The sequence below is a fragment of the Rhodococcus sp. Leaf233 genome, assembly GCF_001426165.1.
In the GTDB taxonomy this organism is placed as follows: Bacteria; Actinomycetota; Actinomycetes; order Mycobacteriales; family Mycobacteriaceae; genus Rhodococcoides; species Rhodococcoides fascians.
Map to the genome: position 1 here is coordinate 153,189 of NZ_LMRO01000011.1, position 14,009 is coordinate 167,197.

General features: G+C 65.0%; 10 protein-coding genes. 2 read left to right on the forward strand and 8 right to left on the reverse strand.

Going from position 1 to position 14,009, the window contains the following annotated elements; all coding sequences use genetic code 11:
* Nucleotides 1-32: 32 nt before the first annotated feature.
* Nucleotides 33-5,891: an amino acid adenylation domain-containing protein gene (locus tag ASH04_RS18690; RefSeq protein WP_082519328.1), complete on the forward strand. Its 5,859-nt coding sequence runs from the start codon at nucleotides 33-35 to the stop codon at nucleotides 5,889-5,891.
* Nucleotides 5,892-5,961: 70 nt separating this feature from the next.
* Here ASH04_RS18690 and ASH04_RS18695 read toward each other — a convergent pair whose 3' ends face one another.
* From ASH04_RS18695 to ASH04_RS18730, 8 genes are all read right to left on the reverse strand, one after another.
* Nucleotides 5,962-6,897, reverse strand: a complete 936-nt coding sequence (locus tag ASH04_RS18695; protein WP_032365693.1) for an esterase/lipase family protein — start codon at nucleotides 6,895-6,897, stop codon at nucleotides 5,962-5,964.
* Nucleotides 6,898-7,045: 148 nt separating this feature from the next.
* Nucleotides 7,046-7,900, reverse strand: a complete 855-nt coding sequence (locus ASH04_RS18700; RefSeq protein WP_161631803.1) for a glycosyltransferase — start codon at nucleotides 7,898-7,900, stop codon at nucleotides 7,046-7,048.
* A gap of 81 nt (nucleotides 7,901-7,981) precedes the next feature.
* Nucleotides 7,982-8,836 carry an ABC transporter permease gene (locus ASH04_RS18705; protein ID WP_032373896.1) on the reverse strand — a complete coding sequence of 285 codons (855 nt, stop codon included), beginning with the start codon at nucleotides 8,834-8,836 and terminating at the stop codon, nucleotides 7,982-7,984.
* A gap of 10 nt (nucleotides 8,837-8,846) precedes the next feature.
* A complete protein-coding gene (locus ASH04_RS18710; protein WP_032365639.1) occupies nucleotides 8,847-9,704 on the reverse strand; it encodes an ABC transporter permease in 858 nt (285 codons plus the stop codon).
* A complete protein-coding gene (locus ASH04_RS18715) occupies nucleotides 9,701-10,672 on the reverse strand; it encodes a daunorubicin/doxorubicin resistance ABC transporter ATP-binding protein DrrA (RefSeq protein ID WP_057474232.1) in 972 nt (323 codons plus the stop codon). Before ASH04_RS18715 ends, ASH04_RS18710 begins: the two co-directional genes overlap by 4 nt.
* A gap of 128 nt (nucleotides 10,673-10,800) precedes the next feature.
* Entirely contained in the window at nucleotides 10,801-11,754 is a 954-nt protein-coding gene (locus ASH04_RS18720) for an AurF N-oxygenase family protein (protein ID WP_032383644.1), read from the reverse strand.
* 32 nt (nucleotides 11,755-11,786) lie between these two features.
* Nucleotides 11,787-12,695, reverse strand: a complete 909-nt coding sequence (locus tag ASH04_RS18725; RefSeq protein ID WP_057474233.1) for a prephenate dehydrogenase dimerization domain-containing protein — start codon at nucleotides 12,693-12,695, stop codon at nucleotides 11,787-11,789.
* Between the two features lie 12 nt (nucleotides 12,696-12,707).
* Nucleotides 12,708-13,202, reverse strand: a complete 495-nt coding sequence (locus ASH04_RS18730; RefSeq protein WP_048319820.1) for a hotdog fold domain-containing protein — start codon at nucleotides 13,200-13,202, stop codon at nucleotides 12,708-12,710.
* A gap of 488 nt (nucleotides 13,203-13,690) precedes the next feature.
* On the opposite strand from ASH04_RS18730, the gene rpsJ reads away from it, so the two are divergent.
* Nucleotides 13,691-13,996 carry a 30S ribosomal protein S10 gene (rpsJ, locus tag ASH04_RS18735; protein ID WP_003938093.1) on the forward strand — a complete coding sequence of 102 codons (306 nt, stop codon included), beginning with the start codon at nucleotides 13,691-13,693 and terminating at the stop codon, nucleotides 13,994-13,996.
* Nucleotides 13,997-14,009 lie beyond the last annotated feature (13 nt).

Sequence of the window (14,009 nt, forward strand, 5' to 3'; positions counted from 1 at the left end):
CGGGGCAACACTGGTGAGGAGTCATAGTTCAGATGAGTTCGGATGGATCGACCGGCACACCGTCCGAGTCGGGCGGCCGAGTGGGTGGACGGTCGAGCCGCCCCAGGCCTACCCGTGCACGACCCACCCGACAGCGACCGGCCCGTACGGTCGCGCTGCCGACTCTGCTCGCTGCGGCGGTGGAAAAGAACCCGGACGGTATAGCGGTGGAGTGCGGCACCCGGTCGCTCACCTATCGGGAGATCGACTCCCGGTCGTCCAGGCTGGCCCGGCTGCTCATCGAACGCGGGGTCGGCCCCGAGGATTTCGTGGCACTGGCACTGACCCGTTCGATCGAATCTGTCACGGCCGTGTGGGCCGTGGCGAAGACCGGTGCTGCATTCGTGCCCATCGACCCCAACTACCCGGCCGCCCGCATCACGCACATGGTGAACGACTCCGGCGTGCGAATGGGTGTCACTGCAACACAATTCGAAGAGGCGATGCCGACGTCGGTGTCGTGGATCAGTCTCGACTCGTCCGACACCGAAGGCGCACTCCAGGGGTTGTCCGACGATCCCGTCGTGGCGGACGACCGACGGGCACCGATTCGCCCGTCCACGCTCGCGTACGTCATCTACACCTCCGGCTCGACCGGTCTGCCGAAGGGCGTCGCCGTCTCCCACGCCGGGCTGGCACCGCTGACCTCCACTCAGGTCGAGATCTACGGGCTGGACTCCGATTCGCGCACACTGCATTTCGCGTCCCCCAGCTTCGATGCGTCCGTGCTGGAGCTACTGATGGCTGTGGGCGCAGGTTCGACGATGGTCATCGTCCCGCCCGGTGTCTACGGCGGTTCCGATCTGGGTGACATGCTCCGCCACCACCGCGTCAGCCATGCGTTCATCACCCCGGCGGCGCTGGCCTCACTCGATCCGGCAGAGGTGCCCGACATGCGAGTGCTCGCGATCGGCGGCGAGGCCTTCACCTCGGAACTGATGTCGAAGTGGTCACCGGGCAGACGTTTTCACAACGTCTACGGCCCCACCGAAGCGTCGATGGTGTGCAACATCTCGCCGCCCTTGAACGCGGGCGAAGCCGTGCTGCTCGGGCCGTCCACCAAGGACATGGGCTACCACGTGCTCGACGACCGGTTGCGGCAGGTGCCCGCCGGGGTGCCGGGGGAGCTGTATCTGACCGGTGCCGGCCTTGCGCGGGGATACCATCGACGATTCGCGCTGACCGCGGCGCGTTTCGTCGCCAATCCGTATGCAGCCGAGGGTAACTCGGAGCAAAGCCGACTGTACCGCACGGGTGACCTGGTGCGCTGGCGGGAAGTGGCGTCCGGACGGGCCATCGAATACCTGGGCCGCAACGACTTTCAGGTCCAGATCCGAGGCTTCAGAATCGAACTCGGTGAAATCGACGCCGTTCTCACCGCGCAGGACGGGGTCGATTTCGCGGTGACCCTCGGTCACCGCAGTCCCACCGGCGCAACCGTTCTCGCAGCGTACGTACTGCCGGTGGCAGGGACGGACGTCGACCTGGACCGGGTGCTGGACGAGGCCGGGCGGAGTCTGCCTGCGCACATGGTGCCCTCGGTGATCACACGGATCGATTCGATCCCGCTGACTCCCACCGGCAAGCTGGACCGAGACGCACTGCCGGAACCGGTGTTCGAGGCCGCGGAGTTCCGGCCCCCGTCGACCACTACCGAACATGTGGTGGCCGATATCTTCGTCGAGCTGCTCGGGGTCGAACGGGTCGGCCTGGACGACGACTTCTTCGCGCTCGGGGGTAACTCCCTGATCGCCACACAGCTTGCGGCTCGATTGGGTTCGGCTCTGGGCGTCCATGTTCCGGCGCGCTCGGTGTTCGAGTCCTCCACCGTCGAGGCCTTGGCGCAGGCCGCCGATTCGGCGGACGGTCCGGTTCGAGCTGCGCTGGACACGTCGAGGCAGCGGCCCAAGCGCATCCCGCTCTCGTCCGCACAGCAGCGAATGTGGTTTCTCAACCGCCTCGACACCGACTCCGCCCTCAACAACGTGCCGGTCGCTCTGTTGCTGCGCGGAGAACTCGATGTCGACGCGCTGCAGGCTGCCGTGGGGGACGTGGTCGGTCGACACGAATCGTTGCGCACCGTGTACCCGGAGATCGACGGTGTCGGGTATCAACAGGTGCGGGACGAGGCCGAGACGCACGTCGGGATGGACGTGGTCCGCATCGCTCGTGACGACGCGCTCGCTGCGGTCACACAGTTCTTCACCCGGGGATTCGACGTCACCGTCGAGATCCCGTTTCGTGTCCGGCTGTTCCACATCACGGACCCCGCCGGTGCAGCACCGGAGTACGTGCTGGCCTTCGTTGCACACCACATCTCGGCGGACGGGCTCTCGATGGCCCCGCTGTCCCGCGACGTCATGACTGCGTACCTCGCGCGGCACGGCGGATCGGCACCGCAGTGGGCACCGCTGCCGGTCCAGTACGTCGACTACACACTCTGGCAACTCGACATGCTCGGCTCCGAATCGGACCCGAAGTCGTTGGCCCGCAAGCAGATCGACTATTGGCGTCGCACGCTCGACGGCCTCCCCGAGCAGTTGGATCTGCCCTCCGACCGGCCGCGCCCGCGGGTCGCATCGGGACAGGGGGCGGTGACGGCGTTCGAGATCGACGCTGCACTGCACACCCGCGTACTCGAGTGTGCACGCGAGCACGACGCCACCGCGTTCATGGTGGTGCACGCAGCGTTGGCGGTGCTGCTGGCCACGTTGTCCGGGACGTCCGACATCGCCGTGGGAGCACCGGTGGGTGGTCGCGGCGACGCACGGTTGGACGACCTGGTGGGCATGTTCGTCAACACGGTGGTCCTGCGAACGCAGATCGCTCGAGACGCCTCGTTCGGTGCGGTACTCGATGCCGTACGTACCTCCGACCTGGAGGCATTCGACAATGTGGACGTACCCTTCGAGCGTCTTGTCGAGGTACTCGATCCGGTGCGATCGCAAGGGCGGCACCCGCTGGTCCAGGTAGCGCTGTTCTTCCAGAACTTCTCCCAGGGATCGTTCGAGCTCCCCGATCTGGGCGTCGAGGCATTCGGGTCCGGGGCGGCGTCGGCAAAGTTCGATCTCCAGGTGACGCTCACCGAACTCGGAGACGGCGCAGGTCTGGCCGGCGAGCTGATGTACGCGACGGATCTGTTCGACGAGTCGACGGTGGCGTCGTTCGGGCGACGGTTGGTGGCTGTACTCGAGGCGGTGACCGCTCGTCCGGATGGCGTGGTCGGTGATATCGACGTTCTCGATTCGGCCGAGCGTGAACGAATCATGGTGCGCGGCAACGGCGACGAGGTGGCCATCGAATCCGCTGAGGTGTTGTTGGACGGCTTCGATCGGGTGGTGGCCGACACGCCCGACGCGGTCGCGGTGGTGTTCGGCGAACGGTCGCTGACGTATCGGGAGTTCTCGGCTCGGGTGGACGCGACTGCGCAGCTGTTGCAGGAGCACGGTGCCGGGCCAGGTGTTCTGGTGGGGCTCGCGATGCGGCGGTCCGTCGAGTTGGTCGTCGGCATGTATGCGGTGCTGCGATCGGGCGCGGCGTACGTTCCGGTGGACCCGGATCAGCCGACCGAACGTAACGACTACATTCTCGACACGGCCGCCCCGGTGGTCGTGTTGTCCACGGCCAGAGATGGTTTCGTCACGGCGACCGCTGTTCCGGTCGTCGACATCACCGATCCACCGGAGCCGTCCGGGTCGGTGGTGTTTCCGCGCGCCGCCGGGGACGACCTGGCGTACGTGTTGTTCACGTCCGGGTCGACCGGTCGTCCGAAGGGCGTGGCGATCGAACACCGGGCCATCGTCAACCAGATGGCCTGGATGGCGCAGGAATACGGCCTCGATGCGTCGGATGTGTACTTGCAGAAAACGGCGACGACGTTCGATGTCTCGCTGTGGGGCTTCTTCCTGCCGCTGCGAACCGGCGGTCGGTTGATCGTTGCTGCCCCGGGCGCGCAGCGTGACGTCGAGGCGGTCGCCGCTGATATCGCGCGGCACGGGGTGACCGTGACGGACTTCGTGCCGTCGATGCTGACGGTGTTCGTCGAAGCGGTGTCGGCGCAGTCGATCGCGTCGCTGCGTCATGTTTTCGTCATCGGTGAGGCGCTGCCCGCGGGTACCGTCGATGCCTGTCGGGCAGTGTCGGATGCGCGGGTGCACAACCTGTACGGGCCTACCGAGGCGGCGGTCAGCGTCACTTATCGCGATGTCTCCGAGGACGGGGCGGGGTCCGGATCGGTGTCCATCGGTGTGCCCGAGTGGAACACCTCGGTGCACGTGCTGGATTCGCGTCTGCATCCGGTACCGGCGGGCGTTCCGGGGGAGTTGTACTTGGCGGGTGTGCAGTTGGCGCGGGGTTACGTTGCGCGGCCGGACCTGTCGGCGGAGCGGTTCGTGGCGAACCCGTTCGACGGCGTGGGGACGCGGATGTACCGGACCGGTGATCTGGTGCGGTGGTCGATGGATGCCGATCGGCTCGAGTACATCGGTCGCACCGATTTTCAGGTCAAGTTCCGTGGGCAGCGAATCGAGTTGGGAGAGATCGAGACTGCGCTGACGGCGCGGTCGTCGGTGAGTCAGGCTGTCGTCGTGGTGTCGCACTCGGCGGTCGGTGAGTCGTTGGTGGCGTACCTGGTTCCTACACCCGGTACCGACATCGATGTCGAGCTCGTTCGGGCGGAGGCAATTTCTACGCTGCCGTCCTACATGGTTCCGTCGGCCTTCGTGGTGCTCGACGCTCTACCGCTCAACGCTGCGGGAAAGCTGGATCGTCGTGCGCTGCCGAGTCCGGAGTTCGAGACCCGCGAGTTCAGGGCGCCGCAGACACCGGTGGAGGAAGCTGTTGCCGGTGTGTTCGCGGACGTTCTGGGAGTCGAACGCGTGGGACTCGACGACGACTTCTTCTCGCTCGGCGGCAACTCTCTGCTGGCCGTCAAGTTGGTCTCCGCGCTGAAGGGGGCCCTCGGTGGTCGGCCTGTTCCTCTGAATTGGTTGTTCGTGGACGCGTCCGTTGCCTCCCTTGCGGCACGGATCACTGCTGCCACGGCATCGGGAGTCGACGGAGCGGAAGCAAGCGGGCTCGAGGTCCTGATACCTCTACGGGTAGGCGGTTCTTCGGCCCCGCTGTTCTGTATCCACCCCATCGTGGGTCTGTCCTGGGCCTTCGGTGCCCTGGCGTCACACATCGGCGACGACCGTCCGATCTACGGATTGCAGTCGCCCGCGCTGTCCGGTGCAGAACCTGTGCCGCAGTCGATAGAACAGTGGGCTGCGGTATTCGTGGACAAGATTCGCGCCGTGCAACCGTCGGGCCCGTATCACCTGCTGGGGTGGTCCATGGGCGGACTGATCGCGCATGCGATGGCCGTGCAACTGCAACGTGAGGGCTACGAGGTCTCGACGTTGGCCATGATGGACTCGTTCGTTGCGGGTGGGTCGGACCACCTCGTCGACAGGCCGGTATCGGCGGACGAGATTCTCGGCGGGCTGGGTGTCGGTGCGGACGACCACCTCGAGATCGCTGAACTCACGGTCGACTCCGTGGCCGAACTGTTGAAGTCGATGCCGGCACCTTTCGACTCGATTTCCCGCGAACGGGTCGCCGGGATACTCGACGGGATCGCACAATCGGCAGAGCTCATCGAAACCTATGTGCCACAGACCTTCACAGGACGAGCGCTGCTGTTCGCATCGGTCACCGACGATCCCACGGGCAACGTGGCGGCGGCGACATGGCGCGGTGCGCTGAGCGAGGGCATGACGGTCGTCCCGGTCCATTCGACCCACTGGCAGATGGCGTCGTCGCCGGCATCGACCGAGATCGGGCCCGTGCTGGACGCGGAATTGCACCGGTAATCCGTTCGGCAACGACGAAGGCCTCACGACACCGTGTCGTGAGGCCTTCGTCGTGGCGTGTGGAGAATGTTCAGCAGGGTGCGGGCGTGGTGGTTGCGTAATCGGGATCGAGTGCGGTCTTCACCATGTACAGGGGAGCAGGATCGGCGACGAGACCGACGTGGGACGTCGTCGCCGTGGGGCACACGTCCTGAACCCAGACGTTGTGCACCATCGCAGGGTCGCCGGACTTGAGGAAGGTGTTCGCGGGCGGTGTCGAGACGGTGTCGTTGCGCGTGGCGATGACGGTGTACTCGACCCCTGGTTCGACGTCTCCGCCTTCGTTCAAGCTCGTCAGCGTCGTCGAACCGACGAGTTGCTGGGCACCCGCCATGTTGTATGTCAGGGGGGTGAGTGCGTCGCCGGGCAGGCCGAGAGAGGTGAGCAGTTCGGAGAGCTGCTGCAAACCACCGAAGGTCGTGCCGTGGTTGGTGGCACCCAGTGTGACCAGTGTGTGCACCTTGTTGCGGGCGGGGTCCTGCGCATCGGTGCCGCCATCGAACTTCATGTACTGCCGAGTGGCGGTGCCGCCCTGCGAATGGCCGACCATGTCGACTTGCTCGGCACCGGTCGCCGCGAGTACTTCGTCGACGAAACGGCCGATCTGACGGCCCGACTCAGCGATGTCGCCGGAGCCCCAGATGGTCGTGCCCGGGTCGAGCAGCAGCGATACTCCGCCGTAGTTGGGTGCGAAGACGCAGTAGCCCTCGCTCTTCAGCTGCGGTGCCAGGATCTTCCACGTGGACGCATCCATCTTGGTTCCGTGGACGAGCACGACCGGACGGGGATGGGCCGCGCTGGGAACACAGCCGAAGTCGTTGGCACCCTCGAGCGTAGGAGTGGCAGAAACCGAGGTGCCGGTGGGCGAGGGCGCAGCGACCGCTGTGCCCGTCCCGGTGAAGGACAGGGCACCGGCCACCGCGACAGCAATCGCCGTGGGCAATACTCTCGTGAACTTCTTCGGCATGGCCTCTATCTCGTCCGGGGCGTGGGAATCCGCCGCTGTCACCTGCATCTGCGTCACCGACCGTAACAGCCGGACACACAGGCGTAACAGGCGTGCAGGTCAAGGGTGCCGGTCGGGCAGGCCGGTCGGCGAGCCCGTGTGGTGGACATCACCAACCGATGGCTCCGTATCTGATTCCTGCGCGAAGCTCGCCGACCCGGATGACGAACGCGCGCAGCCAATGGCCGCGTGACATCCTGGTCAGCGACGTCGGCAGCAGGGGATTGCGCAGCAGCAGCGCCATCCACCAGGACGCGACTCGGCGCACTTTCAGTGCCGGGCACCCCTGAGGCCGGTAGATTCCGCGAAGCTTGGCGAAGCCGAACCCGAGGCGAAACGACTGGCGCAGGAGAGGGCGTAGCTCGTCACGCAGTCGATACGCCACCACTGCCTCGGTACTGAACCCCAAGGTGTAACCCGCCAGTTGCGCGCGCCAACTGAACTCGACATCCTGGCTCGCTCGGTAGCGGTTGTCCATGCCGCCGAGATCGCTGTACACCGATGCCCAGCAGGCCATACTCGCGCCGATCGCGAACGGCAGGAAGTCGGTGCGGCCCTGGTTCTCCGGCGCTGTCGTGGGAGTCCACGACAGCGCCCGGACGCTGTTCAGCGTGTCGGTTTCGACCGCAGTACCGACAACATCGAACGACGACGCCTCCTGTACGAGCGTGGTGAGCCACGACGAGTGCACGACATCGTCCGAGTCGCAGAACGCCAACAGATCGCCGGACGCCTCCCGGGCGCCGCAGTTGCGTGCGTAACCCGCTCCGGTCTCGCGGGAAGCATCGACCGACCTGAGCCGCAGCCGCTCTCGCAAAGGATGAGTGAGTACGTATTCGCCGAGGTCCCCGTCTCGCGTGTTGTCCGCAACGAGCACCTCGAACGGAAACCCGACATCCTGATCGGCCAGAGCCTGCAACTGTGCGTCCAAGTGCGGATCGAGGCCGCCGACAGGAATGATCACCGATACCGACGGATGCTCAGGTCGTGCCCGGTCGACCACAACGAATCCCCCAACGTAGAAATGTCGGCCCGGACTACGCGATCAGCCCGACGCAGATGCCTTCTTGTACCCCCGGATCGCAGGGTAGAGGAAGATCACGACCATTCCCAGAGACCACGCGAGAGTTTGGAGAATCGGAGTCATGACGGGCCCTCCGAGTGCCAGCGCACGCATCGCGGAGACCGCAACCGACATCGGCTGCGCTGCAACCACCGGCTGCAGCCAGAGCGGATACGCGAGGACGGGGACGAATCCCGCATTGAAGAACATCAACAACGTGCAGAAGATCGACACCACTTCGACCAGTGGTGCGTCGCCGGCCACCGTGGCGAGGAACGTGACCATGACTGCGAACCCGATACCGAACACGACAGGAATCAGGAGCAACAGGATGCCGGCCTGAATTCCCTGGGTGAACCTGAACCCCAGCGCTACACCGGCACAGATGATGACCACGGTGGTCACGAGCACCCGAACTGCTTCGGCGATCATCCTGCCCAGTAGGCCGGCCGCACGGTGAGTGGGCGTTGTCCAGAACCGGGCCAACAGACCCGACTTTCGTTCGCCCTTGAGTCCGACAGCGCTGACGATGGACCCGAACATGGCTCCGACCAGAGCGATCATCGGCACCTGGCCGTAGATCGCCGGCGATCCGGTGGCCGCGGAAATCGAGTTTCCGAGCACGACACGGAACATGACCAGCATCAACGCGGGGTACAGCAACGCCTGAATCATCGTCGACGGATCGCGCATCCATCGCATCAGAAGTCGTTTGGCCTGGATCAGGCTGTGTGTCCCGAGCGCACGAACGGACCCTTCTCGCAGGGCCATGTTGGGTTCGGGAAAGGTCAGGTTGGATACGCGTGCAGCGTTCACCGACGCTTCTGTCATCGTCATCTCGGACTCGTCATTCTGGTCTCGAGCTCGCCCAGATGGCGAGCGGGACGAAGAACAGGAGCAGGCCGGCCACCCAGGCGAGGGATGGCCACAACACCTGGAAGCTGACTCCGCCCTCGGCCATGTCGCGCATAGCGAACGAGAACTGAGAAATCGGTTGATTGCGAACGAACGGTCGGATGAGTTCCGGGAAGCCGCTCTCGGGAACGAATCCGCACGAGGCCATGCCGAGGATGAGCTGGGGCAGGGTCAACACCTGGCTGGTCGCTTCGGGGCTCTTCGACAGCGTTCCGATTGCGTCGGCACCGATCGACAACGTGGTGCTAATCAGCATGGCGAGCGCGCAGAACAACAGGGCCTGACCGAATCCTGCGGAGAACCGAAAGCCGATGACGTAGCCGAAGCCGAGTGCGGATACGAGCGATACCAGTGAGCGGACGACACCGCTCGAGATTCGCGACACCAGCGGGACACCGCGTACGACGGGCATCGTCTTCAGGCGGGAGTTGAGTCCACTCATTGCCTCCGTCGATGCCCTCTGCGCGGCGGAGATGGCGGTGAACGCCATTGCCTGCAGCACGATGATCGGCATCAGAAACTGTGCGTAGTCGATGCCCTGCAGGCCCATCACGAACTTGAGCGGAAGGTAGAAGCCGATGGTGAAAATCAGCGGAGCGATGACCGCGATCAGCAGCTCACCCTGGGTGAGCATCGTCCACAGTGCACGCCCGGTCAGTGCCTGCCACTGCACGAAGCCGGATGGCCGCGTTCGTGACCGGCGTTTGGGCTGCTGCGTCGTCGACCCGGTGGTTGTCCGAGGAGCGGTGACCGCACGCGTATTCGAGACGCCTCGCGTCGTGGCCGTCACGGGGTGGGGCTCGCTTGCGAATGGCCGGTGAGGGTGAGGAAGACGTCGTCGAGCGAGGGGCGGCGCAACGCGATGTCGGCCAGCACGATGCCACGGGCGTCGATACGGCGGAGGATCTCGGACAAGGTTGCGGCACCGTCGGGGGCAGGCACGGACAGGCGGTCGGATGCGGCAGTGATCTCGGCGTGCACCGCCGGAGGCACCATCTCACCCAGCGCCTCGGCCGCTGCTCGTAGCTGACCCGGATCGAGAGGCACCACTTCGCAGTAGCTACCGCCGGTCATGGCCTTGAGCTGATCCGACGTACCTTCGGCGACAACTGTGCCCTTGTCGATGACGATGATGTTGTCGCTCAGTACGTCTGCCTCTTCGAGATATTGCGTCGTCAGCAACACGGTGATGCCCTGCGCCTTCAGTGCCTCGACCAACGACCACACACCCTGTCGGCTCCGAGGGTCGAGTCCGGTGGTCGGCTCGTCCAGGAACACGACTTCGGGACGCACGACCAGGCCACATGCGATGTCGATACGACGGCGCATGCCGCCGGAGTAGCCGCGGACCGGACGCTTGCCGGTATCGGACAGGTCGAATTCGTCGAGCAGGGCCTTGGCGCGAGCCTTGGCAGCCTTCTTGTCCAGACCCATGAGGCGGCCGAACAATTCGATGTTCTCGCGCCCCGAAAGAGTGTCGTCGAGGGCGGCGTACTGACCCGTCATCATGATCGATCGCCGCACCGCGGGAGCGTCGGCAGCAACATCGTGGCCGGCGACGAAGGCTCGGCCGCTGTCGGGCGCGATCAGCGTCGACAGCACTTTGACAGTCGTGGTCTTGCCCGCGCCGTTGGGGCCGAGGATGCCGAGTACGGTTCCCCGCTCGGCCGAGAAGCTGATGCCGCGCAGCGCATGCACATCGCCGAAGGACTTGTGTACGTCCTCCACGTGTACGGCTGCGTGCTGAGCTGACGACATCGGATCTCCGAGCTGTGGGGTGAATGGGGCCGGGGCAGTGCCGGGGCCCGTGGAGGGGAGGGCCACTACTTGATACGGGAACTGCCGGGAAATGTTACCTGTGGATTGCAGTCGCAGATGTTCTGCCGTCAGCCCCAATCGATATCGATACTGTCCTCGACGTCCAGCTTTCGGCACAGGGATCGCAGTCCGCTGTAGTCCTGAACCAGCGCTCGACGGCTCTTGTCGGCCTCGACGTCGGCGATCATGGCCTCGGCTCCGCGGACACCTTCGAGTTCGAGAATGCGGGCCCACGTCGAGAAGTCGCTGCTCGAGAACGCATCCATGCCGTCGACGAGGCCGTCGAGAAACTTCTGTCGATCGTTGGATCCGAGCCTGTCGAAGACGATCGCCGCCATGTCGTCGGCAATCGATGCGTGGCAGTACTCGTCGCGATTGTGGAGTTTGACCGTCGCCCGATTGATCGGCTGAATGACGTCGTCGTCCTCGATCAGATCGAGATAGGACGTGATGGAGATCTCGGCCACCGTCATGAAGGCAAGCGAGCTGATCGCGGCAGACCACGGGTCGTCGGTGGTTGCCTGAGCGGTCCGCTGACGGCGGACGGTGGAACTGAACGGCAGCGATCGTTCGGACAACGCCCAACCGCGACCGCGACGGGTCGCCGCACTGGCGTTGAGGTGCATCAGCGTGTGGTACTGCTCGTCCACCATGGCCTGAGTCACCGCGACCGCAAGGGTGTCGCCCATCCCGGTCTCGAACACATCCTGGGCGAGCAGCGAAAATCCCGGGTGAACGACGTGCTGCTCGACATCCATCACGTTCTTGTTGAACGCGATCCAGCCCCAGGCCCGTAGCCGATCCTGCTGTTCCGGTTCGGCACCGAGGAATGTGTCGTGTTCTCCGAACGGGATCAAGGCGTCGGGAAAATCTCGCTTGGTCGTGTCGAACAAATCGTCCAACTGGGGTTCGGGCTTCTTGACGGTGGCACGCTGCGACCAGTTCTTCGCCAACCGCGCTACGACCGCGCTCTCGACGACATCGTGGGGGTCGTGCTCCGGCAAGGTCGGCTGTTCCAACATCGTGTGCCCCGCCTCCGCGTCCGGACCGGCGATCACGAATTGTCGCCGGAACCTCGAACGATACCGAACAACTCGGCACAGACGGATCGATAGCGATCGGCGGAGCTACCGAGGGCGCTGCCTGCTCGGTTCATCAGTTCGGCGAACTCGGGCTCCGAGCCGGATTCGACGGTCTCGCCGAGCAGTTGCGTCGCGCGGTGCAGCGCCGCCCGCGCGTCGGCGGCGTGTGGGTTACCTGCCTGAACGTCCCAGTACACCTCGGGCTCCCCACCGGTGATGCGTGCGAGGAGGGCGAGCATCGTCGTGTGTGGGGGAGGAGCGACGGCGTCGATGTCGGCGAACGGCAGATCGAGCTCGGCCAGGGCGAGCCCGAACGCGAGAACACTGGCGTGGGTGAGCGCTTGGGTCGCCGCAGCGAGTCGGTCGTGACGCTCGGCGTCGAGGAGAACGGTCCGGCCACCCCAGTGCTGCAGTCTGTCGACGAACGCGTCGGCCGAGGTGCCGGGTCGGTGCACGACGACGGCAACGGGGCGTCCGTTCATGCCCAGGGACGGTGCGAACATCGGGTTGATGCCCAGCGTCGGGCCGAGGTGTCCGACGCGGCCGGCGTACTGCGAGTAGCCGGACTTGACCGACAACGTCTCCACCAGCAGTGCGTCGGGGCGTACCGCGCTCAGATCGGCCGACAGTGCCACGGACTCGGGCACAGCGAGCACGATCGTCGACGCAGTCGACAATGCAGCTGTGACGCGGTGGTCGGGTGCGGTGATGTCGCCGACGAGCGTCGCGGCGTCGACCGATGTCGAAGCGGCTCGAGCGTCGACGACGGTGACCTGCACGCCGTCGCTGCGCAGGAGATCGACCAGTAGCCGGCCGACGGCTCCGGAGCCCCCGACCACCACTACCGAGTTCTGCTGCTCCGACCGCGTCACCGTGTCCATCGGTCGAGTATGTCAACGAGAGGCTGCAGATACCCAGATCGTGATGTCGGCGTGCACCACCTCGACGCCCGCGGTGTCACGGATGGCAACCGGCACGACGATCTCGCATCCGTCGGTGACGGTCGCGAAGTCGGGAATGGTCTCGAGTTCTGCCACCGCGCGCAGTGACGTGGTCGCCTTCGTCAGGTACTGGACGGTCATCGACTTGGGGATCCAGCGGTGCGACGTCGGAACGGTGGCCTCGGCGAGCATCCCCATCGCAACCTCGGCGAGGTTGCACGCGGCGATCGCGTGGAACGTGCCGAGGTGGTTGCGGATCCCCAGCCATTTCGGGGCCGTGGCCTCGCAGCGCCCGGGTTCCAGCGCAACCACCCGCGGCAGCACGGACGCGAAGTAGGGCACACGTAGACACATGCCGATGGAGAACACGGTGGATCCGATAGTGTTGTTCGGGAGCTTCGACCAGGCTCGATATGTGGCCCCGGTGGTGGTTGCGACTGTGTTCATGGGTTTACCTTACTGCTGAGTAAGGTCGTGCGGAGCGTATGGATCGACCCCGAGTTGATCTGTCGCGCACACTGCGGCATACTGGTCGGGTTGCCTGGACACGGGACGCGCTTGCGTGCGGCCTGAACCAGGTGAGTCGATCGAGAGATCGGCTGAGCAGAACATGAGACCAGCGCTCCACGTGAGCGCGTCCGGACCACCAGCTCGATCGGTGTGGGTTTCCTCCCTCGGATGGTTGAAGCGAAAGTTTCAGCGCAGAAGAATGAGCGGAATCGCGACACGCCCGACCGCGTGGACCGGAGAACCATGACAGATGAAGAGCGGCAACGGATACAGGTCACGCCTGGTCGTCAACGTTTTTCACTGTCGTGTGTGCACGAAGGCAGTTCGAGTCGGAGGGATTCCCCCGGCTCGGGGACTGTGCAGACGAGGTGGAGCAGGCCGAACGGCCCGTTCTACGACCAAGCGGCAAGAAAAGGACACTAAGCGTGGCGGGACAAAAGATCCGCATCAGGCTCAAGGCCTACGACCATGAGGCGATCGACGCGTCAGCGCGCAAGATCGTCGAAACGGTCACCCGTACGGGTGCCCGCGTCGTCGGACCGGTGCCGTTGCCGACAGAAAAGAACGTGTACTGCGTCATCCGTTCGCCGCACAAGTACAAGGACTCGCGCGAACACTTCGAGATGCGTACTCACAAGCGGCTCATTGACATCCTCGACCCGACACCGAAGACGGTGGACGCGCTCATGCGCATCGACCTCCCGGCCAGTGTCGACGTCAACATCCAGTGAGCGCGGAGACAAC

Bases quoted from the DNA above. Each gene is read 5' to 3' on its own strand.
- ASH04_RS18690 (WP_082519328.1), top strand. From the start codon at position 33: ATGAGTTCGGATGGATCGACCGGCACACCGTCCGAGTCGGGCGGCCGA.
- ASH04_RS18695 (WP_032365693.1), bottom strand. From the start codon at position 6,897: ATGCCGAAGAAGTTCACGAGAGTATTGCCCACGGCGATTGCTGTCGCG.
- ASH04_RS18705 (WP_032373896.1), bottom strand. From the start codon at position 8,836: ATGACGATGACAGAAGCGTCGGTGAACGCTGCACGCGTATCCAACCTG.
- ASH04_RS18715 (WP_057474232.1), bottom strand. From the start codon at position 10,672: ATGTCGTCAGCTCAGCACGCAGCCGTACACGTGGAGGACGTACACAAG.
- ASH04_RS18720 (WP_032383644.1), bottom strand. From the start codon at position 11,754: ATGTTGGAACAGCCGACCTTGCCGGAGCACGACCCCCACGATGTCGTC.
- ASH04_RS18725 (WP_057474233.1), bottom strand. From the start codon at position 12,695: ATGGACACGGTGACGCGGTCGGAGCAGCAGAACTCGGTAGTGGTGGTC.
- ASH04_RS18730 (WP_048319820.1), bottom strand. From the start codon at position 13,202: ATGAACACAGTCGCAACCACCACCGGGGCCACATATCGAGCCTGGTCG.